This is a genomic window from Pseudomonas sp. D8002, from assembly GCF_013385695.1.
Lineage (GTDB): Bacteria > Pseudomonadota > Gammaproteobacteria > Pseudomonadales > Pseudomonadaceae > Aquipseudomonas.
Window position 1 is genome coordinate 35,574 of the sequence record NZ_JACAPM010000040.1, and the last position, 25,337, is coordinate 60,910.

The following is a 25,337-nucleotide window of genomic DNA, read 5'->3' on the forward strand; positions in this document are numbered from 1 at the left end:
AAAAAGCCCCTGTCACTTACACGGTGACAGGGGCTTTTTCGTGGGGCTGAACAATCAGTCCTTGTCGCGAGCCAGCAGAGGCTTGAGGTAGAAGCCGGTGTGAGACTGCTTCATCTCCGAGACTTGCTCCGGTGTGCCGACCGCAATGATCTGCCCACCTTTGGAACCGCCTTCCGGCCCCAGGTCCACCAGCCAGTCGGCGGTCTTGATCACATCCAGATTGTGCTCGATCACTACCACCGTGTTGCCGTGGTCACGCAGGCGATGCAGCACATCCAGCAATTGCTGAATATCCGCGAAGTGCAGGCCTGTGGTCGGCTCGTCGAGGATGTACAGCGTCTTGCCGGTATCACGCTTGGACAGCTCGCGAGACAGCTTGACCCGCTGGGCCTCGCCACCCGACAGCGTCGTCGCCGACTGACCCAGCTTGATGTACGACAGGCCAACATCCATCAGTGTCTGCAGCTTGCGCGCCAGGGCCGGTACCGCGTCGAAGAACACCCGCGCTTCCTCGATCGTCATCTCGAGGGTTTCGTGAATGCTCTTGCCCTTGTACTTGATCTCCAGGGTTTCGCGGTTGTAGCGCTTGCTCTTGCACACGTCGCACGGCACGTAGATGTCCGGCAGGAAGTGCATCTCCACCTTGATCAAGCCATCGCCCTGGCACGCTTCGCAGCGGCCGCCCTTGACGTTGAACGAGAACCGGCCAGGCCCGTAGCCACGGGAGCGCGATTCCGGCACGCCGGCGAACAGCTCGCGAATCGGCGTGAACAGCCCGGTGTAGGTCGCCGGGTTGGAGCGCGGTGTGCGGCCAATCGGGCTTTGGTCGATATCGACCACCTTGTCCAGGTGTTCCAGGCCCTTGATGCTGTCGTGAGCGGCGGCTTCCAGGGTGGTCGCGCCGTTCAGTGCAGTGGCACTCAACGGGAACAGCGTGTTGTTGATCAGCGTTGATTTGCCCGAACCGGATACACCGGTCACACAGGTCAGCAGGCCCAGCGGGATCTCCAGGTCGACATTGCGCAGGTTGTTGCCACGCGCGCCCTTGAGGTGCAGTGCCATCTTCTTGTTGCGCGGGGTGCGTTTGGCCGGCACGGCGATCTTCACGCGACCCGACAGGTACTTACCGGTCAGCGAGTCAGGATGCGCCATCACTTCAGCCGGCGTGCCCTCGGCGACAATATGCCCACCGTGAACACCCGCTCCCGGGCCGATATCGACCACATAATCGGCCAGGCGAATCGCGTCTTCATCGTGCTCGACCACGATCACCGTATTGCCGATGTCCCGCAGGTGCTTCAGCGTGCCCAGCAAGCGGTCGTTGTCCCGTTGATGCAACCCAATCGACGGTTCATCGAGGATGTACAACACGCCCACCAGGCCGGCACCGATCTGGCTGGCCAAGCGAATCCGCTGGGCTTCACCGCCGGAAAGCGTGTCGGCACTGCGGTCCAGCGACAGGTAGTCCAGGCCCACGTTGACCAGGAACTGCAGCCGTTCACGAATCTCCTTGAGGATCTTGTCGGCAATTTCCCCGCGGCGGCCCGTCAGTTTCAGCGTGCCGAAGTATTCGCAGGCATCGCCAATCGGCAGGTTGGTCACTGCCGGCAGGGTCTTCTCGCCAACCCACACATGCCGTGCCTCACGGCGCAGGCGTGTGCCACGGCAATCCGGGCAAGGCTGGGTGCTGAGGAACTTGGCCAGTTCCTCGCGCACGCTGGCGGACTCCGTCTCGCGGTAGCGCCGCTCCAGGTTCGGCACGATGCCTTCGAACGGGTGCGAGCGTTTGACGATATCGCCACGGTCGTTCAAATACTTGAAGTCGACGTTCTGTGAACCGCTGCCATGCAGGATGAATTTCTGCTGTTCGGCCGGCAGTTCGTTGAACGGCACTTCCAGGCTGAACTTGTAGTGCGAAGCCAACGAACCCAGCATCTGGAAGTAATAGACGTTACGCCTGTCCCAGCCACGTATCGCACCCTCCGCCAGTGTGAGGTCACCGTTGACCAGGCGCTTGATGTCGAAGAATTGCTTAACCCCCAGGCCATCACAGGTCGGGCAAGCGCCGGCCGGGTTGTTGAAGGAAAACAGCTTCGGTTCCAGCTCGCTGATGGCATGGCCGCAGATCGGGCAGGCGAAGCGCGCGGAGAAGATGATTTCTTCCCCGGGTTCATCGTCCATCGGCGCCACCAGGGCAATGCCGTCTGCCAGCTTCAGCGCGGTCTCGAAAGACTCCGCCAGGCGCTGCTGCAAATCGGCACGCACCTTGAAGCGGTCGACGACCACATCAATCGAGTGCTTTTTCTGTTTATCCAGCTTCGGCGCTTCGTCCAGCTCGTAGAGCTTGCCGTTGATGCGGGCACGCACGAAACCCTGGGCACGCAGTTCTTCAAAGACCGAAAGGTGTTCACCCTTGCGCTCGCGAATCACCGGTGCCAGCAGCATCAGCTTGGCGCCCTCCGGCTGGGCCAGCACCAGGTCGACCATCTGGCTGACGGTCTGGGCTTCCAGGGGAATGTCGTGGTCCGGGCAGCGGGGAATACCGACGCGGGCATACAGCAGGCGCAGGTAGTCGTAGATCTCGGTGATGGTGCCCACGGTGGAACGCGGGTTGTGGGAGGTGGATTTCTGTTCGATGGAAATCGCAGGCGACAGGCCTTCAATGGTGTCGACGTCGGGCTTTTCCATCATCGACAGGAACTGGCGGGCATAGGCCGACAGGGATTCCACGTAGCGGCGCTGGCCTTCGGCGTACAGCGTGTCAAACGCCAGGGACGACTTGCCGGACCCGGACAAGCCGGTGATGACGATCAGTTTGTCCCGTGGCAGGGTCAGGTCGATGTTCTTCAGGTTGTGGGTTCGAGCCCCACGAATCAGGATCTTGTCCAAGATGGCCTCGCACGGCGGGCGTAAATAATGCAGGAGTATACGGCTAAAGACTGGATGAATATACACTGTCAAAGTGCCGGGTGCAGCCTTACATGAAAGCTGCGCGGCAAAGCGCCGCATATACCCTCTCAATCGATGGGACTGGTAGAATCGCCGCCGGTTCACACGAGGTTTATCCATGCACGATCCCCACAGCGAACGCATGAGTGGCAGCGAGACCCGCGCAGCAAGCGGTCTGGCCCTGGTGTTCGCATTCCGTATGCTTGGCATGTTTATGGTGTTGCCGGTGCTGGCAACCTATGGAATGGATCTCGCAGGAGCGACCCCGGCCCTGATCGGCCTGGCGATTGGCGCCTATGGCCTGACCCAGGCGCTGTTTCAGATTCCGTTCGGCGTCATTTCCGACCGCATCGGCCGCCGGCCGGTGATCTACCTCGGCCTGATCGTCTTCGCCCTGGGCAGTGTGCTTGCGGCCAATGCCGACTCTATCTGGGGCGTGATCGCCGGACGCGTCCTGCAAGGCGCCGGCGCGATTTCCGCCGCCGTCATGGCACTGCTCTCCGACCTGACCCGCGAACAACACCGTACCAAGGCCATGGCGATGATCGGCATGACCATCGGTCTTTCGTTCGCCGTGGCGATGGTAGTCGGCCCGCTGCTGACCCGCGCGTTCGGCTTGCACGGTCTGTTCCTGGCCACCGGTGGCATGGCGCTGTTCGGCATCGTGATTGTCGCCTTCATGGTTCCGCATTCCACGGGGCCGTTGCAGCACCGTGAGTCGGGCGTCGCCAAGCAGGCATTGCTGCCGACACTCAAGCACCCGGACCTGTTGCGCCTGGATTTGGGTATCTTCGTATTACACGCGATGCTGATGTGCAGCTTCGTCGCCTTGCCCCTGGCCCTGGTGCAAAAAGCCGGGTTGCCCAAGGAGCAGCACTGGTGGGTGTACCTGACCGCGCTGCTGATTTCGTTCTTCGCCATGATCCCGTTCATCATCTACGGCGAGAAGAAACGCAAAATGAAACGAGTTCTGCTGGGCGCCGTCGCGACATTGATGCTCACTGAGCTATTCTTCTGGCAGTTCGGCGACAGCCTGCGGGCGCTGGTGATCGGCACGGTGGTGTTCTTCACCGCGTTCAACCTGCTGGAGGCTTCACTGCCTTCGCTGATCAGTAAGGTTTCACCGGCCGGCGGCAAAGGCACGGCGATGGGCGTGTATTCCACCAGCCAGTTCCTCGGTTCTGCACTGGGCGGGATCATGGGCGGCTGGATGTTCCAGCATGGCGGTTTGTCGGTTGTGTTCCTGGGATGCGCAGGTCTGGCTGCCCTCTGGCTAGCCTTTGCTGTTACCATGCGCGAACCTCCCTATGTGACGAGCCTGCGCTTGCCGTTATCGCCCGAAGCGATCCGCGAAGCCGGTCTGGTCGAGCGCCTTAAGGCCGTTGTTGGGGTTACGGATGCTGTGGTTGTTACTGAAGAAGCCGCCATCTACATCAAATTGGACACCGAATTATTGGATCGCGCGACGCTCGAGCAACTGGTCAACCCAGTGCCGACAGCGCGCCCAGCCTAGGAGAACGTTATGGCCCGTGGGGTTAACAAAGTCATATTGGTCGGTACATGCGGCCAGGATCCCGAAGTTCGCTACTTGCCGAACGGTAATGCCGTGACCAACCTGAGTCTGGCGACCAGCGAGCAGTGGACCGACAAGCAAACCGGCCAGAAGGTCGAGAAAACCGAATGGCACCGTGTGTCGATGTTCGGCAAGGTTGCAGAGATCGCCGGTGAATACCTGCGCAAAGGTTCGCAGGTCTACATCGAAGGCAAGCTGCAAACCCGCGAGTGGGAAAAAGACGGCATCAAGCGTTACACCACCGAAATCGTGGTCGACATGCAAGGCACCATGCAACTGCTGGGCGGCCGTCCACAGGGCGACCAACAGGGCCAGGGCGGCATGTCCAACTCGGCGCCGCGTCCACAGCAGCAGTCCCGTCCGCAGCCAACCCAGCAGCCACAGCGTGAGTCGCGTCCAGCGCCACAGCAGGCCGCTCCTCAGCCGGCAGCCGACTTCGACAGCTTTGATGACGATATTCCGTTCTAAGGTCGCTTGAGACCCCGAACTGTCGCGTAACACCAGAAAACCCCCGGTGGCCTTGGCCCCGGGGGTTTTTCATTGCGGACACGGCAATCCGCTAAACGTCAGTAGAAGCGGCGCTCACCACCAACTCCCGAAACCTCTCCAATACCGACGACGTATCACCTACCCGGGTAGCCAGGTGCAACGGCGCCACCAGGCTCCGGCACTCCGAAAGCTCGCGATAAACAATCCCGTCGCCCCGCAACCGTTGCATTGAGGCAGGCACAATCGAAACCCCAAGCCCCGCAGCCACCAGGCTCAATGTCGCCGTCATGCGCGGCGCCTCTTGCACAACCTGCGGGCTGAAACCTGCTTCGCGACACGCCACCAGAATCGCGTCATACAACCCAAGCCCCACCCGGCGCCGATACAGCACAAACGCCTCGGTGGCCAATGCCGCCAATGGCAGCGGCGTCGACGGGTTGATAGCCAGTGGATGATCGGTAGGGAGCGCCAGCAACATTGGCTCTACCAGAATTGGCTGGTCCTGCAACGCCTGCGTCCCGCTCAGCGGCGAGCGAATGAACGCCGCGTCGAGCTTTTCGTGCAGCAACGCGTCCAGCAGTTCACCGGTACCGGCTTCTTCCAGTACCACTGAAACGCCGACAAAGGTTTCCCGAAACAGGCGCAGTACGCTGGGCACAAACGGATGCAAGGCGGCAGAGCTGGTGAAACCAATCGCCAGGCGTCCGCGTTCACCTCGGGCGGCGCGGCGCACAATGTCGGCCACACCATCGACGCTGGCCAAGATATGCCGCGCCTCCTCCAGCAAGGCCAGCCCCGCAGTGGTCGGGCGCACGCCTCGTGGCAGGCGCTCCATCAGCACCACACCCAACTCGGCTTCAAGACTTTGCAACAGGCGGGTCAGCGGCGGTTGCTGCATGCCCAGTCGTTCTGCCGCGCGGGTGATATAGCCTTCTTCGGCAATCGCGACGAAGGCCCTGAGCTGCCTGAGTTCCAGCATAGGAATACTTTTCAGGTATGGGAGATGATCAATCCTGGCATTTGTTCTCATGGATCACAAGATTTAGGCTGTCCTCACTCCTCACAGAAGAAGGAATGCCGCAATGACCTGGTCAGCCAAGCAATACTCGATGTTCGAACAACAGCGCACTCGTCCCGTCCGGGATCTGGTAGCGGCCATCCCTGAGGGTGATGTGCGCACCGCCGTCGACCTGGGTTGCGGCCCGGGCAATTCGACTGAAGTCCTGGCTGAGCGCTTTCCGCAGGCAGTGGTCACCGGCATGGACAGCTCTGATGACATGCTGGTCGACGCCCGCAAGCGCCTGCCCGCGTTGACTTTCGAATTGGCTGATATCGGCGCCTGGAACCCTGTGCAGAAATTCGACGTCATCCTCGCCAATGCATCGCTGCAATGGCTGCCTGATCACGCCACGCTGTATCCGCATTTAGTCAATCAACTGACCTCCGGCGGCACCCTGGCGGTGCAGACGCCCGACAATCTTGACGAGCCGGCCCACAAGCTGGCGCGGGAAGTCGCGGCGGACGGCCCGTGGGCCGCAAAGATCGGCAGCGTCAAACACAATGAACGCCATACCGCGAGCTACTACTTTGAGTTGCTGAGCCAGCACTGTTCCACCGTGGATGTATGGCGCACCACTTACCACCATCCGCTGGCAGGTTCTGCCGCGGTGGTGGAGTGGTTCAAGGGGTCGGCATTGCGTCCGTTCCTGGCGCCCCTGACCGAGTCAGAAAGGAACGCCTTCCTCGACGAGTACCTGGCGCGGATCACCAAGGCTTATCCAGCGCTGGCCGATGGCACTGTGTTGCTGCCGTTTCCGCGCCTGTTCATCATCGCTACCCGGTAAGCGCGGAGAAGGTCAATCGGCGGACAAGAACTGTTCCGCCGATACCACGCTCGCATAAGCAAACCCCAGCGACGACATAAACGCCGCATGCACCTGGGCTGCCGGCACGACGCTGCCATTGAATTCCAGGTCCCGCGTGGCGCAGGCATCGTGGATCACCGTCACGGTGTAGCCCAGGTCCGACGCGGCGCGCACCACGCCGTCGATGCACATATGGCTCATGCTGCCCACCACCACCAGTTCGGTGATGCTGCGTTGTTCCAGCAGGGCCCGCAGGTTGGTTTCGCGGAACGCATTGACGAAATGCTTGAGCACCACCGGCTCGTCGGCCTGGTTCAGCACCTTGGGGTGCAGGTGTGCACCTTCCGAGCCCGGGGTGAAGAAGGGGGCATCGTCGGAGGTGAATTCGTGGCGTACGTGAATCACCGTATCGCCTGCCTGGCGAAATGCCTGTAGCACTTGCTGCGCCTTGTCTGCCGCCGCGTCCACTCCGTCTAGCGGCCACTTGCCCTGGGGGAAGTAGTCGTTCTGGATATCGATTAGGATGAGCGCTTGCTTGGCCATGTTGGTTTCCTTGTGAGGGTTGATGCGTCCAGTATCCTGGCTGGCGTGACGCCTGGGGATTGGCCGCACCGACAATAACAGAGGGAAAACTGACAATGGCGATCGTCGAGCTCGGCGTGCTGATCTACAGTGGTGCGCAAATGGCTGCCGTGCATGGCTTGACCGACCTGTTCGCGGTCGCCAACCGGATTGCGACCGAGCATCAGTCCGAGCAACTGCCGTCCCTGCGCATCAGCCATTGGCAGGCTGAAACAGGCGGTGCGCCGACCCGTGTATTCGATAGCGAGCCCGGTAGCGGGGATAGGTTGACGGCCTTGCTGATTCCACCCTCCATTGCCGGCTTTTCCGAGGGCCAGGCGTCCGCCGAATTGCTGGATTGGCTGCGCCAGCAACATCGCTCCGGGACCATTCTGGGCGGGGTGTGCGTAGGTTCGATCCTGATGGCGGAAAGCGGCCTGTTGGACGGTCGCAGCGCCACCACACACTGGACGTCGGCGAAAACCTTCGCCGCCCGTTATCCGGCGATTCGCCTGGAAGCCGACAAACCCATCGTCGACGACGGCGACTTGATCACCACCGCCGGCCTCATGGCCTGGTCCGAATTGGGCCTGCGCCTGGTGGACCGTTTGCTCGGCCCGAGCATCGCTGCCAGCACCGCGCGTTTCCTGGTGATCGAACACAGTGACAGCGCCAGTGAGTGCGGCAGTAATTTTGCGCCGATCCTTGCCCATGGCGACGCTGCGATTCTCAAGGTGCAACATTGGCTGCAGGCCAGCGGTGCGGTGGATGTTTCGTTGGCTGTCATGGCGCAGGAGGCGGGACTTGAGGAACGCACCTTCCTGCGACGGTTCCGCGCCGCTACGGGGTTGAAACCCACCGAATACTGCCAGCACCTGCGAGTGGGTAAGGCGCGGCAGATGCTGGAGTTCACCAACGGCACCATTGATCACATTGCCTGGACCGTGGGTTACCAGGACCCCGGCGCCTTCCGCGCCACCTTCAAGAAAATCACCGGGCTGGCGCCAAGTGATTACCGCAGCCGTTTCGGCGTGACGCCCACCAAGGCGCAAGCCTGAATCGTGCAGAACGCCGCGACACCTTGAGCACTTCGTGCAGAATAAAACAGGCCAAGTGCTATCGCTTTTCCCGCAACTGATTGATTCCCTGCGCGTTTAAACAAACGCCGCCTTGGCTTGATCCCTGCTACCGTTTCCTTACACACATGGCAGCAGAGCCAAGGGGGACGCATGACCCCGACAAATCGCAAAAAAATCGTGGTGGCGCATTCAATCCGTACGCAAGCGCCATTGCACGAAGTGGAGACCAACCGCGCCCTGGCCCGTTGGCTGGCGCACGTCCTCGGGCTCAAATATGGCGGCAGCTATAACCCTGAGCAGCACAGTGGGCGCGACCTCTATCTATTGCCCACTCAGACGCTGGTCGGCGCGGCCCAGGCGCGGCAATTCGGCGTCAAAGGCCCTGAGGATTTGTGGGGCGGCTACGTCGATCACGATTTCATCTGCACCAAGGCCATCAGCCACGGTTTGCTGAATAAAAACGCGGTTGCGCCCGAAGGCTGGTCGCCGCTTTTTTCCGAGCGCATCCGCAATGTGGTGCTGGATGGGTTGAGTGTGCACGCCCTGGAAGATGCGCGGCCGGCGGCGACCCATTTACTGTACACCGGGCCGATCCGTCTCAAGCCTGTGCATGCCTGCGCCGGTCGCGGCCAGGAAGTGATCCGCAGCCTCGACGAGTTCGACGCCATCCTCGCGCGCCCTGATGCGGCGCAATTGTTCAGCGACGGCGTGGTGCTGGAGCAGGACCTGCGCGACGTGGTCACCCACAGTGTCGGCCAGAGCTTTATCGGCGATCACGTCATCAGCTACTGCGGCGATCAATACCTGACCCGGGACGGGCAGGGCGAAGAGGTCTATGGTGGTTCCAACCTGTTGGTGGTCCAGGGCTACTACGAAGACCTGCTCAAGCTCGACCTGCCCGCTGAAGTGCGCCTGGCCATCCAGCAAGCGCAGGTCTTCGATAACGCGGCGGATGAGGCCTATCCCGGGTTCTACGCTTCGCGGCGCAATTACGACATCGCCCAGGGCCTGGACAGCGACGGCCAACGCCGCAGCGGCGTGCTCGAGCAATCCTGGCGCATGGGCGGGGCCAGCAGCGCGGAAGTCGCGGCGCTGCAAAGCTTCGTCAACAATCCCGGGCTGCGGGCGATTTATGTCTCGTCGGTAGAAACCTACGTCGACCAGCCACTGCCCGCTGACGCGATCGAGGTGTACCGGGGCCCGGCAGAAAACAGCGACTTTCTTCTCAAGTACGTGACGGTCAAATCCTATGACGGCTAGAAGCGAAACCATTGCCATTGATATCGATGACGAACAGATGAGCGGGACCTTCCTCAGTCCCAAATCGAAAGTACCGGGGGTGTTGTTTGTGCACGGCTGGGGCGGGAGCCAGGAGCGTGACCTGGAACGCGCCAAGGGTATCGCCGGGCTCGGTTGTGTATGCCTTACATTCGACCTGCGCGGCCATGCCGGCAACGGCATTCCGTTATCCCGCGTCACCCGCGAAGATAACCTGCGCGACCTGCTCGCGGCCTACGACCGCCTGTTGTCACACCCGGCCATCGACACCTCGGCGGTGGCAGTGGTGGGCACCAGCTACGGCGGTTACTTGGCCGCCATCCTCACTTCGCTGCGCCCCGTGCGCTGGCTGGCTTTGCGGGTGCCGGCGCTGTACCGCGACCAGGAATGGCTCAAGCCCAAGCGCGACCTGGACAAGGCCGACCTGATGGATTATCGCGGCACCTTTGTGCACGCCGAAACCAATCGCGCCCTGCATGCATGCGCGGCGTTTACCGGTGATGTGTTGATCGTGGAGTCGGAGACCGACGACCACGTGCCCCATGCCACCATCATGAGCTACCGCGCCGCCTGCCAGCAGACGCATTCGCTGACTCACCGGATTATCGACGGTGCGGATCATTCCCTGAGTGATCCGGTTTCCCAGCAGGCCTACACCTCGATCCTGGTGGACTGGATTACCGAGATGGTGGTGGGCGAGCGCTTGAGCATCATCCAGTCGTAGGCGTTTTCTTCACGCGCAATGCCTTGGCCTTGGCTTCGACCGCGAGGTACATCACCAGGGCCACCAGCAGGGGCAGGATGAAGTAGATCGCGCGGTAGGCGATCAGCCCCGCGAGCAGACTGCCGCGGGACGCTTCGTGCTGCAGCAAGGCAATGAACACTGCCTCCAGCACACCCAGCCCTGCCGGGATATGCGTGACCACCCCGGCAATGCTGCTGATCAGCAACACCCCGAGCACCACTGGGTAATCCAGCTGCTTGGGCAGCAGGGTAAAAATCACTGCTGCCATCAGCGACCAGTTCAGCGCGCCGAGCGCCAACTGCAACACTGCCATGCGCAGCGACGGCAGGCTGATTTCAATCCCGCGTATCGACCATGCGCGCTTTTTCGACAAGCGACAGGCCAGCAGGTAACCCAGGCTCGCCAGTACCAACAGCACGCCGACGCCTTGCAACGCACCGCTGCTGAGCTTCCACCCCGGCGGCAATGTCACCAGCCCGCTGCTGAATACCGCGCCGGCAATCGCCATGTAGCCGAACCAGTTGGTGGCCAGGCTCAAGCCGAGGATCTTCGCGATGTTCCCGCTGCTCACCCCGAGTCGGGAATACAACCGATAGCGCATGGCGATGCCACCTACCCACGCGCTCAGGTTGAGGTTGAACGCATAGCTGATGATGCCCACCGGCAAAATCTGCTTCCAGCCCAACGGCTGACGGATGTAGGTGCGGCCGATCAGGTCGAAGCACGAATACACCAGGAAACTGCACAGGGTCAGCGCACCCGCGATGAGCAGCGTGCGCAGCTTGAAGTCGCCCAGGGTGTCGAGCACTTCGCTCCAGTCGATACGCCGGGCGAGCAGGGTGAACAACACGATCAGCACCAGGAAAAACACCACCGTCAGCGGTTTTTTCCAGCGTTTCAAGAAGCCGGGGCGAGCGCTTTCTTCAGCGATGCGAGCTTGGGTCATGATCCGCACGCTCCTCAAGAACGAAGGGTTTCAACCTCGGCTTGTGGGCCGGCAACCAGCCGGTCCACGACGGAAAATGCCGCAGCACATGGAACACCACGAAACCCACGGTCACCCGCCAGAACCAGCCGCGAGGCGCGCGGTTTTCCGGCATGGTCTTGCAGTGGTTCTGGCTCAGATATTCCAGGCGCTCGAACAACTGCTGGTTGAAGGCACGATCACGAACCAGCACATTCGCCTCCAGGTTCAGCGACAGGCTCAGCGGGTCGAGATTGCTCGAACCCACCGTGCTCCACTCTTCATCCACCAGCGCCACCTTGCCGTGCAACGGACGCTGGCAGTACTCGTGGATCACCACGCCTTCCTTGAGCAAATAGTCATAGAGCATGCGTGCCGCCAGCTTGGCCAGCAGCACATCCGGCTGGCCCTGCATGATCAACTGCACGTGCACGCCGCGCCGCGCGGCATTACGAATTTCCCGCAGCAGGCGGTAGCCGGGAAAGAAATAGGCGTTGGCGATCACCACCCGCCGCTCGGCCTTGCGCAGGGCGTGCAGGTAGGCCTCTTCGATATCGGTACGGTGTTGCAGATTGTCCCGGTAGATCAGCCGTACCAGGCCATCGCCTTCGCCGGCAGCCCATGGCGACGGGCGTTGCTCGCGCCGCCAGCCGCGCCGCTTGCGCACACGCCGGCCACTTTGTGCGAGGGCGAAATGATGCAGGTCGGCGACTGCCGGGCCCTGCACCTGCACGGCATAATCCTGCTTGGCCTCGGGGCCGAAATCCCCCAGGTGATCCGCCGAGAAATTGATCCCGCCGATAAACGCCACGCTGGCATCCACCACCACAATCTTGCGGTGCAGGCGGCGAAACCAGTTGGTGCGAAAACCCAATGTCTTGCTCGCCGGGTCGAACATCTGCACGGTCACGCCGGCCTGGCTCAATTCGCTGAGAAACCCCGGTGTCAGCTCACCACAACCAAAGCCATCGAGGCTGGCGACGACCTTGACGCCACGCTGCGCCGCCTCGATCAAAATGCCTTTGAGCTCGTGGCCGACCTTGTCTTCGAAAAGGATAAAGGTCTCCAGCAAGATCTCCCGCTGGGCCTGGCGCATCGCCTCGAACACTTTGGGAAAGTAGGCCTCGCCGTTCTCCAGCAACTCGATCTGGTTACCGCTTTGCCAGCCGTAATCCAGGTCCCGGGCCACGGCATCATCCGGCGGTTGGTCGGTCGCGATGTGTTCCACCGCGACCTTTTCCAGTGGTGCGCTGTTCATAACTCGATCTCCACCGACAGCGGCGCATGGTCCGACAAGTGTGACCACGGGCGGCTGGTCAGGACTTGGGGCTGATGCACCTTGAGGTTGCGCACATAGATGCGGTCCAGCGGCAGCAGCGGCAGGCGCGCCGGGAAGGTGCGGGCCGGCTTGCCGTGGGTTTCGATAAACACTTCCCGCAGCCCGCAGTGGGCGAGATCGGCGCGCTGGCGCCAGTCATTGAAATCACCGGCGACAATCACCGGCGCGTCGGCGGGAATCTCGGCGACCCGCTGCGCGATCAGGCGCAGTTGCTGCTGGCGATGGACTTCCCGCAGCCCCAAGTGCACGCAGATGGCATGCACGTCCTGCACGTTGCCCGGCAAGCGCAGCACGCAATGCAGCAGCCCGCGGCTTTCGTGGCCGCTCTGGGAGATGTCGAGATTGTCGTAGCGGATGATCTGGAATTTCGACAGCAGCGCATTACCGTGGTCGCCATGGGGATACACCGCGTTGCGACCGTAGGCGTATTGCGGCCAGATACTGTCGGCGAGGAACTCGTATTGCGGCATGCTCGGCCAGTTACTGTAGCGCTTGGGGTGGCGTTCATGGGTGCCGTGGATTTCCTGAAGGAACACCACGTCGGCGGCCACGCTGCGAATCGCCTCCCGCAACTCGGGCAATATGAAGCGCCGGTTGAGCGCGGTGAAGCCCTTGTGGGTATTGACCGTCAGCACCCTGAAGCGGGTGATGGTTTCGGTGGGCGTGGTTGGCATCAGTTCCGGATGGGTCATGGCAACACTCCCGTGTCCGGCAACTTGCCGGGTTCGGTGGCCAGTGCCTGGTCCAGGCCAAAACGCTGCAGTAATTGGCGCGCATCGAAGGGCGCGCGCACCTTGATGTCGTTATCGAAATAGCAAAACACGTCGCGCTGCTTGCGGGCGCGGGGTTTGTGCTTCGGGTCGATCAACTGTGCATCGGCGGGTTGTTTGCCGTGGCTCCAGCGTTCGATGCGATCGCCCCAGCGCTTGAGCGCTTCGGGCGTATAGCCGCTGGCATACAGCGCTTTGTCCCCATGCAGGCGCAGGTACACAAAGTTGGCCGTGACGTCTTCCAGGTAGGGCCACTTGCCGGCTGTGTCGGCCACCACCAGGGCCACGCCGTGCTTGTCGAGCATCTCGACAAATTCCGGCACGGCGAAACTCTTGTGGCGAATCTCCACCGCATGGCGCAGCGGCTTTTTACCGTGGGCTTGCAGGCTCGCCTTGCCGTTCAGGCGCGGCTCATGCTCGCGGGCGAGGGCGGCGGCCTGCTGGGTAGTGGTGGGTAATTCGGCGAGAAAGGCTTCAAACAACGGCGGGTCGAATTTGAAACTGGGCGGGAACTGCCAGAGGATCGGCCCGAGCTTTTCCTTGAGTTCCAGCACCCCGGAGGCGAAGAAATTCGCCATCGGCTTGTGCACCTCCCGCAGCCGCAGGATATGCGTGATATAGCGTGGCGCCTTGACGCTGAACACAAACCCTTCAGGCGTGTCGCCATACCACTCGGCATAGCGCTTGGGTGTTTGCAGCGCGTAGAACGAGCCGTTGATCTCGATGCTGTTGACCGCCCGTGAGGCAAACTGCAGCTCGCGCTTCTGGGTCAGGCCCTCGGGGTAGAAATCCCCCCGCCAGGGCGTGTAGCGCCAGCCGGAAATGCCGATATGAATCGCGGCCATGATGACTCCCGTGGGTTAACTGTGTGGTGACCTCCGTTTTTGGATGACTGTGAGGATCGGGAGAAAGTTTCGATGGTCCTACAGACGGCACCTCTCAAAATGTGGGAGCGGGCTTGCTCGCGAAGACGGTGGGTCAGTCGATATCTCTGTTGACTGACACACCGCTTTCGCGAGCAAGCCCGCTCCCACATTGGGTTCTTTATCGCTGCGGGATCAGTGCCCGCCAACCACCCGGGTCGAACTTTCGGCATACACCGGCCCCAGCCGGTCAAGGCGCCCGCTCCAGGCCGTCAGCGCCAAGGCCACCAACACCACCGAACCGCCAATCCACGCCGTGTGGATCAAGCCCATGTGGGCGACGATCATGCCGCCGGCCCACGCGCCACCGGCAATCCCCAGGTTGAACGCCGCGATGTTCAGGCCCGAGGCCACGTCCACCGCATTCGGCGTGTGATGTTCCGCCTGGCGCACCACATACACCTGCAAGCCCGGCACGTTGCCGAAAGCGACCGCGCCCCACACCAGCACAGTGGCCAGGGCCAGCCATGGATTACCCGCGGTGAAGGTCAGCACGAACAACACAGCGGCGAGCAGGGCAAAAATGATTTTCAGGGCGCTGATCGGGCCGCGTTTGTCGGCCAGCTTGCCGCCCCAGATATTACCGATGGCCACCGAGATGCCATACACCAGCAACACCAGGCTGACGGTGCCGGCGCTGAACCCGGAGATGTCCTGAAGGATTGGCGCCAGGTAGGTGAACGCGATGAACGAGCCACCGTAACCCACCGCCGTCATGGCGTACACCAGCAGCAGCCGTGGTTGTTTCAACACTTGCAGTTGCTGCAACAGCGACGCGGGTTTGCTGTGGGCGATGTTTTTCGGTACGTAGAGCAGGCTGCCGATAAACGCGATCAAGCCCAGGGCCGAGACGGCGAGGAAGGTTTCGCGCCAGCCGAAGTGCTGGCCGATAAACGTCCCCAGTGGCACACCGGTCACCAACGCGACGGTCAGGCCGGTAAACATGATGGCAATCGCGCTGGCGGCTTTTTCCTTGGGCACCAGGCTTGTGGCGATCGTGGAGCCAATCGAGAAGAACGCCCCGTGGGCCAGGCCGGTGACGATCCGTGCCAGTACCAGGGACTCATAACTCGGCGCTTGCCAGGCCAGCAGGTTGCCGAGGGTGAACAGCACCATCAGCGACAACAACAGCAGTTTGCGTGGCACTTTGCCGGTGAGGGCGGTGAGTACCGGCGCGCCGATGGCCACGCCCAGGGCGTAGAGGCTGACCAGCAGGCCGGCGGACGGCAAGTCGACACCCAGGTCGGCGCCGATGGTGGGTAACAGGCCAACGATGACGAACTCGGTCGTCCCGATGGCAAAAGCGCTGAGGGTCAGCGCGAGCAAGGCAATGGGCATGGCTGCAACTCCGGTGGGTTTCAATCAGGAGCGCAGTCTCGGGGTTCGGCTTGTGCGGAAAAAGACAGGTATTGGCATTTGATATTTGCCTGGGGCGCACGGATCGACGCGCGTGGGGAACGATCAGGCGTCAAACCCGTCAGTTCCTTACAGACCCTTCTGAAGGAGCCCGGTGTTTTGTTGAATTTAAAGACTGTGCTACTGCTCGGCACGCTGCTGTTCTGCGGCAGCGGCGCGCTGCAAGCGGCCACCGCCCCCGCGGCTCCAGCGCCTCCAGCGCCTGCCGCCCCGGCCCAGCCGGAACTTTTGGTAGAAGGCGGCCTGCTCGGCGCCATCAGCTCCAGCATCGATGATGTGCAGGACAAACTCGACCTCAACCAGAACCTGGTGGACGCCTGGCGGCTGCGGGCCGACCGGGCGGCGGATGAGGTGGACAAGCTGGTCAACCAGCCGTCCGAACGTTCCTCGTGGAGCGTGGCCGGTGATTTCCTGTTGTTGTCCGGGGTGTGGATCGGCGCGTTCGCCGCACTGACCCTGCTGGGGCGCTTTATCGTCAAGCGCCTGAGCCTGCAGCGGCATATCGCACCTCGCCAGCGCCTCCAGGCGTTGCTGGGTTACCTGATTCCCTACACGATACCGGCGCTTATCTGCCTGCCATTGACGCTCTACGTCAGCCACTTCCTGCCCACCTCGGTGGGCCGTGCGCTGGCGCTGTGTTTTGCCTACGCCACCAGCAGCGGCATTTTCTCCACCTCGATCCTGTTGTGCGTGATCGTCATGTTCAACGTCGGCCACAAGCGCCCGGCGGTGAAGATTATTCGGGACTACTGCCCCAAGCCGTTGTTCCTGATCGGCTTCCTTGCGGCCCTCAGCGATGCGCTGACCAGCCCACAGATCGCCCGCCAACTGGGGGGCAATATCACCGCCAGCGTCGCGATCTTCACCGGGCTGTTTGCCTCGGTGATCTTCGGCATGCTGGTGATTCGCCTGCGCCGTCCGGTGGCGCATTTGATCCGCAACCGGCCCCTGGCCCAGCGCTTGAAACACCCGGCGGTGCAGCAATCCCTGCGGGTGTTTTCCGGCTTGTGGTATTGGCCGATTCTATTGATGGTGCTGGTGTCGGCGATCAACCTGATCGGCGCCGGCGACGACAGCCAGAAAGCCCTGCGCTGCGCACTGTTCACCACGATCCTGCTGATCGGCACGGTGTTTCTCAGCACCGTGTTGCAGCACCTGTTCCAGTCCCGCAGCACGGTGGCGGTGCAGCGCAGCAGTGCCTACAAGGAACGTTTCCTCAGCCTGCTGCACGCGCTGTTGCGCATCGTGATGGCCATCGCCTTTATCGAAATCCTCGGGCGTATCTGGGGCGTTTCGCTGTTTGAGTTTGCCCAGCGCAACTCCGTGGGCCGGGCCATCAGTGATTCCCTGAGCAGCATCGGTTTGATCCTGCTGGTGACCTGGCTGTTCTGGGTGGTGCTCGACACGGCGATTCAGGAAGCATTGAAACCCCCGGTCAACAAACGCTCCAGCCGCCAGCCCAGCACGCGGGTGAAAACCATCCTGCCGCTGCTGCGCAACGCGGTGAAAATCGTCCTGGTGGTGATCTGCGCGATCACCACCATGGCCAACCTGGGGATCAACGTCGCACCGCTGCTGGCGGGCGCCGGGGTGGTGGGCCTGGCCATTGGTTTTGGCTCCCAGCAACTGGTGCAGGATGTAATCACCGGGCTGTTCATCATCATCGAAGACACCCTGTCGATTGGCGATTGGGTGGTGCTCGACTCCGGCCACGCCGGCACCGTGGAGGGCCTGACCATCCGCACCCTGCGCCTGCGGGACGGCAAGGGGTTTGTGCATTCGGTGCCGTTCGGGCAGATCAAGGCCGTCACCAACCAATCGCGGCAGTTCGCCTATGCGTTCTTCTCGGTGCAGTTCACCTACGACACCGATGTCGACAAGGCCGTGGAACTGATTCGCGAGGCGGGGCAGTCGATCCGCGACGACGTGTTCCTCAAGTACAACCTGCAAGGGCCGCTGGAGGTATTTGGCGTCGACAAGATGGACCTCAACGGGGTGGTGCTGACGGCGCAGTTCCGCACGGTGTCGGGCGGGCAATATGCGGTGAGCCGCGCGTTTAACCAGCGCTTGAAAAAGCTTGTGGATAACTGTGCCTTTGTTCATTTCGCGCAAACTTATCCACAGCAGGTGATGTTGCCGCAGCGGGTCGGGCAGCAGGTGGATGAGCCGGAGGAAGAAGTGCCTTCGTCGGTGGTGCTTACCGAGCAGCCAAGAACCCAATAGTTTTGTGTTGAGGCCGCCGGCCTCTTCGCGAGCAAGCCCGCTCCCACATTCGACCGCATTCCAAGGGCGGAACCGGATCGAATGTGGGAGCGGGCTTGCTCGCGAAGGCGTCATTACGGGCGCTGCACAAGTCAGTGTCTGATCAGTTTTTCCCGCACCAACCCGGCCTCCTGCTGATCCAACTCCAGCAACACCTGCTGCTTGCCGGCAATCTCCACCGCCGCCGGCAATCCATCCCGGTACACCAACCGATTGCCGCTCAACGCCGGCACCTTGCTACCCGGCAGCAGCGTACCGACCAGGTTCAGCGGATCCGCCCCACACACGGCAATCAAGCTTCCATCGTGAGGCCGCCGCCGAACTTCCCGCAGCAGCGGAATCGCTTCCGGCAACGCAAACTGTTCCCCCGCCAAACCACTTACAAACCGCCCGCCCCGAATCTCGCCCCGGGCCTCCAGCCGGTGGAACGTACGCAGCAATTCCCGCCAACTGGGCAGCCAGTCCGCCTCGCGCTCCAGCAGGCGCCAGAACACCACCCCGTAGCGGCGCAGCAAGGTCATCGCCACATGCTCCAGCGTCTCGGCCGAGTGAGCCCCCGGACGTGTGCCGTCCGCCACCGGCGCCCGCCGTACCAGGGCCCAACGCCCGGCATCGTCCATCCCGCCGACAAACGCGCCACGCCCGCGCCGACTGCTGCGGGCCTGACGTTTGCTCGCCGGCGTGGTCAGGGCGCGCAGGCCGGCAAAACTGTCGGCGTTCGCCAGCCCCGCGCCCACCAGTTCCTGCAACGCGGTTTCCAGTTCGCTGCGCAGCAGATGGGCTTCGTGGATCAATTCATCGAAAAACAGCGCGCCGTTTTCCCGCAGCGCCTGATGAACTTTCTGTGCCTTGGGCGACAGCTCGGTGCTGTCCGGCGCTTCGGTCAGTCCACTCCACAATGGCACCTGGCTGCGGGGCAACAGCACCACTGGCGTGCTGCGCAGGGCCGTCGCGCCGGCCTTGTTGCTCAGGCGCGTCCACACCACTTTGCCGCTGCGGCACAAATCGTCCAGCCAGTGGGGCGCGTAATCCTTGATTCGTGCGCTGAGCAAATCGCTGTCCCAGGCCGAAGTGGCTGCGGCGCACCCTTCCAGCTGCGCGACGATCTGCGGCAACACGGCGCTGCCCTGGCCGCGGGTACCGTTCGACAGGTGCTGCCAGTCGAACAGAAAACGCATGAAATCCTGCAACGCCACCGGCTCGATTTCCCGGCGCAGGCGCTTGACCGTGTAGCGGTGAATGCGCGCCAGCAGGTGACGTTCGCACCATTGTTCGGCGCTGGCGCCGGGGCTGAAACGGCCGCGCAGCACGTAGCCTTCGCTCTCCAGCCGCGCGAGTGCCTGTGATACGTCGGCCACCGGCAAGGCCAGGGGCGCGGCGATCTCGATCAGCGTCAATGGGCCGAAGCCGCTCAGGCGCGCCCGCAGCACTTCCACCAAGGCTTCATCGAAGGTCCAGGGCTCATCGAAACCGGGCAACAGCGGCAGGTCATTCGGGTAGATCGCCGCTAAACAGCTCAAGCGCTCCAGAGCGACCCAAACGGCCTGGTCGGTACCGCTCTGCAATCGGCTGGCGCGCCCACCGTCGGCCAGGGCTTGCAGCCATTCGGCCCACTGCGCCGTGACCTCCGATTCGGTAATGCACGCCAAACTCATCAGCGCTTCATGCATCTCGTCCAGGCCATTGGGCGCCGGCCAGGCTTCCTCGCACACACCGGCAATCGCTTCGGCATCCAGCGCACCAAGGTCATCGGTGCTTTGCGGGTCGCTCCAGCGCCGGTTGAGCACGGCCTGGGTGCGGCGCTCCTCCAGCGGAGCGTCGTCGAGAAAGGTGTAGGGGCGGGCGCTGAGAATCTCTGCTGCCAGTGGCGACGGCGCCGGCAGATCACGGCTGATCAGGCGGATTTCGCCGCGCTCCATGCGCCGCAACAGGGTCAGCCAGCCTTCGCTGTCCATGGCTTCGTGCAGGCAGTCGTCGAGGGTTTGCTCCACCAGCGGATGCTCGGGCACTTCGCGCTCGCCGGCGAGGTTTTCCAGGCAGGCGATCTGGTCGGGGAACACACTGGCGATCAGGTCTTCACTCTTCATGCGCTGGATCTGCGGCGCCACCTTGCGCCCACCGGTGTAGCGCGGCAACGCCAGGGCCACCCCGGCATTCCAGCGCCAGCGCACGCCGAACAGCGGTGCATCCAGTACCGCCTGGATCAGGATGTGCTCGGCCGTGTTGCTGTTCAGGTAGCGCCACACTTCGTCCAGCTCAAAGCTGTGACTGGTGGACAGCGACAACACGATCGCATCCTCGCTGGCGGCGGCTTGCAGTTCGAAGTTGAAGGTGCGGCAAAACCGCTTGCGCAGCGCCAGGCCCCAGGCGCGGTTGATGCGACTGCCGAACGGCGTGTGGATGATCAATTGGGTGCCGCCGGACTCGTCGAAAAACCGTTCCATGATCAACGTGTCCTGGGACGGCAGCGCGCTCAGCGCCAGCCGCGCCCGCGCCAGGTAATCCAGCAGTTGTTCGGCACTGGCCAGGTTCAGGCCGAGGGTGCCGGTGAGCCAATCGAGCGCCGGTTGCAGGTTACCCGGCGTGGCGCCCAGCAGCGCGTCCAGTTGCCCCTGAAAACGCGCCACGGCAAACGACAACTCCGCGCTTCGCCCCGGTGCTTCGCCGAGCCAGAACGGAATGGTCGGCGGCTGGCCGTGGGCATCCTCGACCCGCACCTTGCCGGGTTCCACTCGCAGGATGCGGTAGGAGGTGTTGCCCAGCTGGAAGATATCCCCGGCGATGCTTTCCACCGCGAAGTCTTCGTTGACGCTGCCGATGTTCAGGCTTTGCGGCTCAAGCAGCACGCTGTAGTCGGCGTTGTCGGGGATGGTACCGCCGCTGGTCACGGCGGTGAGCTTGGCGCCCCGCCGGCCACGCAGGGTGCGGGTGATGGCGTCGCGGTGCAGGTAGGCGCTGCGCAGACCCTGGCGCCCGTTGTAGCCGTCGGCGAGCATTTGCAGCAGCGCCTGATAGTGACGTTCATCCAGCTCGGCGTAGGGCGCGGCGCGGCGGATCAGCGTCAGCAGGGCCTGTTCCTGCCATTCCTGGCAGCTGACTTCGGCGATGATCTGCTGGGCCAGCACATCCAGCGGCGCAACCGGAATCAGCAAGGTGTCCAGCTCGCCCCGGCGCACGCAGTCGAGGAGGGCGGCGCATTCGATCAGGTCGTCACGGGTGGTGGCGAACAACCGGCCCTTGGGCGTGCCGCCGACCTGATGCCCGGAGCGTCCGACCCGTTGCAGAAAACCGTTGATCGAGCCGGGCGAGCCGATCTGGCACACCAGGTCGACATCGCCGATATCGATCCCCAGTTCCAGCGACGCAGTGGCGATCAACACCTGCAGCTCACCGGCCTTGAGCCGTTGTTCGGCGTCCAGGCGCATTTCCTTCGCGAGGCTGCCGTGGTGGGCGGCGACGGCGGTTTTGCCCAGGCGCTCGCTCAAGTGCCGGGCCAGGCGTTCGGCCAGGCGCCGGGTGTTGACGAAAATCAGCGTGGTGCGGTGTTGCCTGGCCAGTTCGGCGAGGCGGTCGTAGACCAGCTCCCACACGTCGTTGGCCATGACGGCCGACAGCGGCACCGGCGGCACTTCGATATCCAGGTCCCGTGGGCGTGCGTGGCCGATATCGACGATCTCGCAAGGCCGGCCGGTGCCCACCAGAAAGCGCGACACCGCCTCGATGGGCTTTTGCGTGGCGGACAGGCCGATGCGGGTCAGCGGTTCGCTGCACAAACCCTGCAGGCGCTCCAGTGTCAGGGCCATGTGGCTGCCGCGCTTGCTGGCGGCGATGGCGTGGATCTCATCGACGATCACCGTGCGGGTGCTGGCAAGCATCTGCCGGCCGGAATCCGAGCCGAGCAGCACGTAGAGCGATTCCGGGGTGGTGACCAGGATGTGCGGCGGGTGCTTGCGCATCAGGGCGCGGTCTTTCTGTGGGGTGTCGCCGGTACGCACGGCGGTGCGGATCGCCAGCGGTGGCAGGCCGAGGCGCTGCAAGTGCTCGGTGATGCCGGCCAGCGGGGTTTGCAGGTTGATCTGGATGTCGTTGGAAAGAGCCTTCAGGGGCGAGACGTAGACCACCAGCGTTTGGTCTGGCAGTTGGCCGCCATTGGCCAGGCCTTGGTGCACGAGATCGTCCAGCACCGCGAGAAAGGCAGTCAGGGTCTTGCCGGAGCCGGTGGGCGCGGCGATCAGTGTGGAGCGGCGCTGGCGGATCAGCGGCCACGCCTGGGCCTGGGCGGCGGTCACCGACGGGAACGTGCTGCGGAACCAGGTGCTGACGGCGGGGTGGAAACCGTTCAAGACCGTGTCCGTTGATTCAGGAAGGTTCATACCCAATTTATGCGGCCGGCCCCGGCAACTTGCAACCCCGGGATGCATTCCCTGTGGTGAGGGATCTTGCTGTGGCGAGGGAGCTTGCTCCCGCTGGCTGCGTAGCGGCCCCAAAAAAGCGGGAGCGCTGCGCACTCCAGCGGGAGCAAGCTCCCTCGCCACAAGAAGCTCCCTGGCCACAGCAAGCTCGCTGACCACTGCAAGGCCCCTGGCCACTGCATGCTCCCTGGCCATAAAAAGGCTCTCTCTACCTAAACCCCCCGGCCGCAATCGGCGGCGCACTTTATAAGTGACGGTTGCGCTACAAACCCGCAAAATGCAACGATTCTGGCAAATGCCAACGGCATGGCTCACAAGCCTGTCGATAATAACCATCGTTCCAAACAGACCGGGCCTGCTCAATCTATGCGAATGCGCCTTATGTTACTGGGCGGCGGGAATGCCCTCGGGCAGGCGCTGATTCGCCTCGGTGCGGAGGAAGACATCGGTTTCCTCGCCCCGCGCCCGCCCCAAGACGGCTGGGATGCCGCGAGCCTCACGCAACTGCTCGACGACACCCGTCCCGATGCCTTGATCAATCTCGCCTATTACTTCGACTGGTTTCAGGCGGAGACGGTCAGCGAGACACGCCTGGCCGCCCAGGAATATGCGATCGAGCGCCTGGCTGAACTGTGCCAGCACCACAGCATCACCCTGCTGCAACCGTCCAGCTACCGGGTGTTCGACGGCTCCCGCGCCACCGCCTACAGCGAGAAAGACGAACCCGTGCCCTTGGGCCTGCGAGGCCAGGCGTTGTGGCGCATCGAGCAGAGCGTACGCGCCACCTGCCCGCAGCACGTGCTGTTGCGTTTCGGCTGGCTGCTGGATGACAGCGTCGACGGCACCCTCGGGCGCTTCCTGGCCCGTGCCGAAAAACCTGACGAACTGCTGATGGCCGACGACCGCCGGGGCAACCCGACGCCGGTGGACGATGCCGCGCGGGTGATCATTTCGGTGCTTAAGCAACTGGATTGCGCCGCGCCGTTGTGGGGCACTTATCACTATGCCGGCCACGAAGCGACTACCCCGCTGGCGCTGGGGCAGGCGATCCTGACCGAAGCGCGCAACTTCCACCCGCTGGCCGTGGAAGCTCCGACCGCCCAGGCCCACGCCGCCCGTCCGGATGCAGCCGACGAGCCGCAACACGCGGTGCTGGCCTGCAAGAAAATCCTCCACACCTTCGGCATCAAGCCACGGGCATGGCGGGCCGGGCTGCCGGCGTTGCTCGACCGGTTCTATCGACACGGTCAAACATAAAAAAGGCGCCTGAAACAGGCGCCTTTTTTTGTGGCGGTGCGCGAACGGTTAAAAGTGATATGTGTTGGCAAGTCGGATGCGCCACGGCATACGAAAAATTTGAAACCTTTGGTGCGCCCGGTCATCCATGCCAATAGGGATTGATTGTGCTTACGGCTCGTTCAGCAAAAGCAAAAGTCTGCATTCAGAAGAAGACTTCGCCCATCCAGCCATGGGCAGCCTAAAAGAGGAGCCCTACCCATCATGGCAACAAACTCTCCGGTGAATGGTTCGCCGCCGCCTCACGATGATGTGTATGAGGAAGCGCACGACCTGCAGTTCGCTTTGAGTGCCGCCGGGCTTGGTATATGGCGCCTGGATTTGACGACGGGCGAGCTGAAGACCTCAGCCACTTGCCGCCTCAAATTCGGACTCGAACCTCACGTACCGTTCAGCTATGAACACATGCAGCGCTTGGTGCACGCCGAAGACAAGCGTCGAGTGGCCGAAGCGTGGGATCGCTCAATCGCTCAACGTGGCGACTACGACGTTCGCTACCGTGTCATCACGCCAATCGGTGAAACTCGCTGGCTGCACGTGTGCGCAAGACCCCGTTATGCCGATGATGGTCTACCCGTCACGATGACGGGAACCGTTCAGGATGTGAGCCAAGAGCAGTCACTTCAGTCGCAGAAGATGGACGCGCTGGGGCGGGTAACAGGCCGAGTGGCTCATGACTTTAATAATCTGCTGACGGTGATACGTTCTTCAGCGGATCTTTTGAAGCGTCCTTCCGTATCGGAAGAGCGGCGGCTGCGCCTGGTGGAAGCCATTTCCGAGGCGGTGGAGCGTGGTTCTCATTTCACCAGTCAATTGCTGTCCTTCGCTGGCAGGCAAGCCCTGCATCCCGCACCGCTGGACGTCAATTCAAGCACGTTGGCCATGGCCGATACGATTGCTGTGCGGGTTGGCACAGGCATCCACGTACGCATCGAGTCCGCAGAATTACCCTGCGTTGTTCACGTCGACCCAGGACAGTTTGAAGCGGCCATTCTCAATATGGTCATGAACGCCCGCGACGCCATGATGGATAAGGGGGAGCTGGTCATCCGTGTTGAGTCGATGGACCTTATCCCTGCGTCCGATGGCTATCCCCTTATCAAGGGGCGTTTTGTTGCCGTGTCCATCACAGACAATGGCTCGGGTATCGCTCCGTTCAGCCTCGATAGAATCTTTGAACCGTTTTTCTCCACCCAAGGCAAAGGCCAGAGAAGTGGGCTGGGGCTCAGTCAGGTATTGGGTTTTGCCAAACAGTCGGGGGGAGAGGTCAGGGTCGAGAGTCGTCTGGGGCAGGGAAGTACGTTCACGCTTTATTTGCCCCGCGCTTGAACGGGATGAGTGGATAGCCCGATTGCACAAATGGAGTTAGCATCGTAAACCTTCGGCTTAAGAGCCTGTTGTTCACATCAGGGTTGC

Annotated in this window: 18 protein-coding genes; 9 read left to right on the forward strand and 9 right to left on the reverse strand. The window is 62.4% G+C overall.

Annotated elements, in window-relative coordinates; translation table 11 throughout:
• Positions 1-54: 54 nt before the first annotated feature.
• Entirely contained in the window at positions 55-2,889 is a 2,835-nt protein-coding gene (gene uvrA / locus HX807_RS23730; protein ID WP_003210046.1) for an excinuclease ABC subunit UvrA, read from the reverse strand.
• 178 nt (positions 2,890-3,067) lie between these two features.
• On the opposite strand from uvrA, the gene HX807_RS23735 reads away from it, so the two are divergent.
• Positions 3,068-4,462: an MFS transporter gene (locus tag HX807_RS23735; RefSeq protein WP_003210044.1), complete on the forward strand. Its 1,395-nt coding sequence runs from the start codon at positions 3,068-3,070 to the stop codon at positions 4,460-4,462.
• 9 nt (positions 4,463-4,471) lie between these two features.
• On the forward strand, positions 4,472-4,990 hold the full coding sequence (locus HX807_RS23740; RefSeq protein WP_003210042.1) for a single-stranded DNA-binding protein: 519 nt from the start codon (positions 4,472-4,474) through the stop codon (positions 4,988-4,990).
• A gap of 91 nt (positions 4,991-5,081) precedes the next feature.
• On the opposite strand, the gene HX807_RS23745 is transcribed toward HX807_RS23740, so the two are convergent.
• Complete coding sequence (locus HX807_RS23745; RefSeq protein WP_177008886.1) at positions 5,082-5,990, reverse strand: LysR family transcriptional regulator; 909 nt, start codon at positions 5,988-5,990, stop codon at positions 5,082-5,084.
• 103 nt (positions 5,991-6,093) lie between these two features.
• On the opposite strand from HX807_RS23745, the gene tam reads away from it, so the two are divergent.
• Positions 6,094-6,855, forward strand: coding sequence for a trans-aconitate 2-methyltransferase (tam, locus tag HX807_RS23750; protein WP_134327399.1), 762 nt, complete (start codon positions 6,094-6,096; stop codon positions 6,853-6,855).
• A 12-nt stretch (positions 6,856-6,867) separates the two neighbouring features.
• On the opposite strand, the gene HX807_RS23755 is transcribed toward tam, so the two are convergent.
• On the reverse strand, positions 6,868-7,419 hold the full coding sequence (locus HX807_RS23755; RefSeq protein ID WP_008436449.1) for a cysteine hydrolase family protein: 552 nt from the start codon (positions 7,417-7,419) through the stop codon (positions 6,868-6,870).
• 95 nt (positions 7,420-7,514) lie between these two features.
• Between HX807_RS23755 and HX807_RS23760 the strand changes: the two genes are divergently transcribed.
• The 3 genes from HX807_RS23760 to HX807_RS23770 all read left to right on the forward strand — a co-directional run bounded on the left by HX807_RS23760 (position 7,515) and on the right by HX807_RS23770 (position 10,518).
• Positions 7,515-8,495 carry a GlxA family transcriptional regulator gene (locus HX807_RS23760; protein ID WP_134327398.1) on the forward strand — a complete coding sequence of 327 codons (981 nt, stop codon included), beginning with the start codon at positions 7,515-7,517 and terminating at the stop codon, positions 8,493-8,495.
• Between the two features lie 171 nt (positions 8,496-8,666).
• Entirely contained in the window at positions 8,667-9,776 is a 1,110-nt protein-coding gene (locus HX807_RS23765) for a DUF3182 family protein (RefSeq protein WP_134327397.1), read from the forward strand.
• Positions 9,766-10,518, forward strand: coding sequence for a S9 family peptidase (locus HX807_RS23770; protein ID WP_003210032.1), 753 nt, complete (start codon positions 9,766-9,768; stop codon positions 10,516-10,518). Before HX807_RS23765 ends, HX807_RS23770 begins: the two co-directional genes overlap by 11 nt.
• Here HX807_RS23770 and HX807_RS23775 read toward each other — a convergent pair.
• From HX807_RS23775 to HX807_RS23795, 5 genes are all read right to left on the reverse strand, one after another.
• Positions 10,505-11,485, reverse strand: a complete 981-nt coding sequence (locus HX807_RS23775; RefSeq protein WP_177021471.1) for a lysylphosphatidylglycerol synthase domain-containing protein — start codon at positions 11,483-11,485, stop codon at positions 10,505-10,507. The two genes, HX807_RS23770 and HX807_RS23775, sit on opposite strands and share 14 nt — an antisense overlap.
• The gene (gene clsB / locus HX807_RS23780) at positions 11,463-12,761 is read right to left on the reverse strand and encodes a cardiolipin synthase ClsB (RefSeq protein WP_003210028.1); all 1,299 of its coding nucleotides are present in this window, start codon (positions 12,759-12,761) and stop codon (positions 11,463-11,465) included. Before clsB ends, HX807_RS23775 begins: the two co-directional genes overlap by 23 nt.
• Complete coding sequence (locus HX807_RS23785; protein WP_003210026.1) at positions 12,758-13,534, reverse strand: endonuclease/exonuclease/phosphatase family protein; 777 nt, start codon at positions 13,532-13,534, stop codon at positions 12,758-12,760. Before HX807_RS23785 ends, clsB begins: the two co-directional genes overlap by 4 nt.
• Complete coding sequence (locus HX807_RS23790) at positions 13,531-14,457, reverse strand: DUF72 domain-containing protein (protein ID WP_177008882.1); 927 nt, start codon at positions 14,455-14,457, stop codon at positions 13,531-13,533. Before HX807_RS23790 ends, HX807_RS23785 begins: the two co-directional genes overlap by 4 nt.
• Positions 14,458-14,670: 213 nt before the next feature.
• Complete coding sequence (locus HX807_RS23795; RefSeq protein ID WP_177051290.1) at positions 14,671-15,873, reverse strand: MFS transporter; 1,203 nt, start codon at positions 15,871-15,873, stop codon at positions 14,671-14,673.
• Between the two features lie 177 nt (positions 15,874-16,050).
• Between HX807_RS23795 and HX807_RS23800 the strand changes: the two genes are divergently transcribed.
• Entirely contained in the window at positions 16,051-18,174 is a 2,124-nt protein-coding gene (locus HX807_RS23800) for a mechanosensitive ion channel family protein (RefSeq protein WP_177051292.1), read from the forward strand.
• A 131-nt stretch (positions 18,175-18,305) separates the two neighbouring features.
• Here the strand turns inward: HX807_RS23800 and HX807_RS23805 are convergent, their stop codons facing one another.
• Entirely contained in the window at positions 18,306-22,586 is a 4,281-nt protein-coding gene (locus HX807_RS23805) for a DEAD/DEAH box helicase (protein WP_177051294.1), read from the reverse strand.
• A 405-nt stretch (positions 22,587-22,991) separates the two neighbouring features.
• On the opposite strand from HX807_RS23805, the gene HX807_RS23810 reads away from it, so the two are divergent.
• Both HX807_RS23810 and HX807_RS23815 read left to right on the forward strand, forming a co-directional pair.
• Positions 22,992-23,882 carry a sugar nucleotide-binding protein gene (locus HX807_RS23810; protein ID WP_008436463.1) on the forward strand — a complete coding sequence of 297 codons (891 nt, stop codon included), beginning with the start codon at positions 22,992-22,994 and terminating at the stop codon, positions 23,880-23,882.
• 243 nt (positions 23,883-24,125) lie between these two features.
• Positions 24,126-25,250: an ATP-binding protein gene (locus tag HX807_RS23815; RefSeq protein ID WP_177051296.1), complete on the forward strand. Its 1,125-nt coding sequence runs from the start codon at positions 24,126-24,128 to the stop codon at positions 25,248-25,250.
• Positions 25,251-25,337: the final 87 nt, after the last annotated feature.

Bases quoted from the DNA above. Each gene is read 5' to 3' on its own strand.
- clsB (WP_003210028.1), bottom strand. From the start codon at position 12,761: ATGAACAGCGCACCACTGGAAAAGGTCGCGGTGGAACACATCGCGACC.
- HX807_RS23790 (WP_177008882.1), bottom strand. From the start codon at position 14,457: ATGGCCGCGATTCATATCGGCATTTCCGGCTGGCGCTACACGCCCTGG.
- HX807_RS23775 (WP_177021471.1), bottom strand. From the start codon at position 11,485: ATGACCCAAGCTCGCATCGCTGAAGAAAGCGCTCGCCCCGGCTTCTTG.
- HX807_RS23805 (WP_177051294.1), bottom strand. From the start codon at position 22,586: ATGAACCTTCCTGAATCAACGGACACGGTCTTGAACGGTTTCCACCCC.
- HX807_RS23735 (WP_003210044.1), top strand. From the start codon at position 3,068: ATGCACGATCCCCACAGCGAACGCATGAGTGGCAGCGAGACCCGCGCA.
- HX807_RS23795 (WP_177051290.1), bottom strand. From the start codon at position 15,873: ATGCCCATTGCCTTGCTCGCGCTGACCCTCAGCGCTTTTGCCATCGGG.
- HX807_RS23765 (WP_134327397.1), top strand. From the start codon at position 8,667: ATGACCCCGACAAATCGCAAAAAAATCGTGGTGGCGCATTCAATCCGT.
- HX807_RS23770 (WP_003210032.1), top strand. From the start codon at position 9,766: ATGACGGCTAGAAGCGAAACCATTGCCATTGATATCGATGACGAACAG.
- HX807_RS23760 (WP_134327398.1), top strand. From the start codon at position 7,515: ATGGCGATCGTCGAGCTCGGCGTGCTGATCTACAGTGGTGCGCAAATG.
- HX807_RS23740 (WP_003210042.1), top strand. From the start codon at position 4,472: ATGGCCCGTGGGGTTAACAAAGTCATATTGGTCGGTACATGCGGCCAG.
- HX807_RS23745 (WP_177008886.1), bottom strand. From the start codon at position 5,990: ATGCTGGAACTCAGGCAGCTCAGGGCCTTCGTCGCGATTGCCGAAGAA.
- HX807_RS23815 (WP_177051296.1), top strand. From the start codon at position 24,126: ATGGCAACAAACTCTCCGGTGAATGGTTCGCCGCCGCCTCACGATGAT.
- HX807_RS23755 (WP_008436449.1), bottom strand. From the start codon at position 7,419: ATGGCCAAGCAAGCGCTCATCCTAATCGATATCCAGAACGACTACTTC.
- HX807_RS23785 (WP_003210026.1), bottom strand. From the start codon at position 13,534: ATGACCCATCCGGAACTGATGCCAACCACGCCCACCGAAACCATCACC.
- HX807_RS23810 (WP_008436463.1), top strand. From the start codon at position 22,992: ATGCGAATGCGCCTTATGTTACTGGGCGGCGGGAATGCCCTCGGGCAG.
- tam (WP_134327399.1), top strand. From the start codon at position 6,094: ATGACCTGGTCAGCCAAGCAATACTCGATGTTCGAACAACAGCGCACT.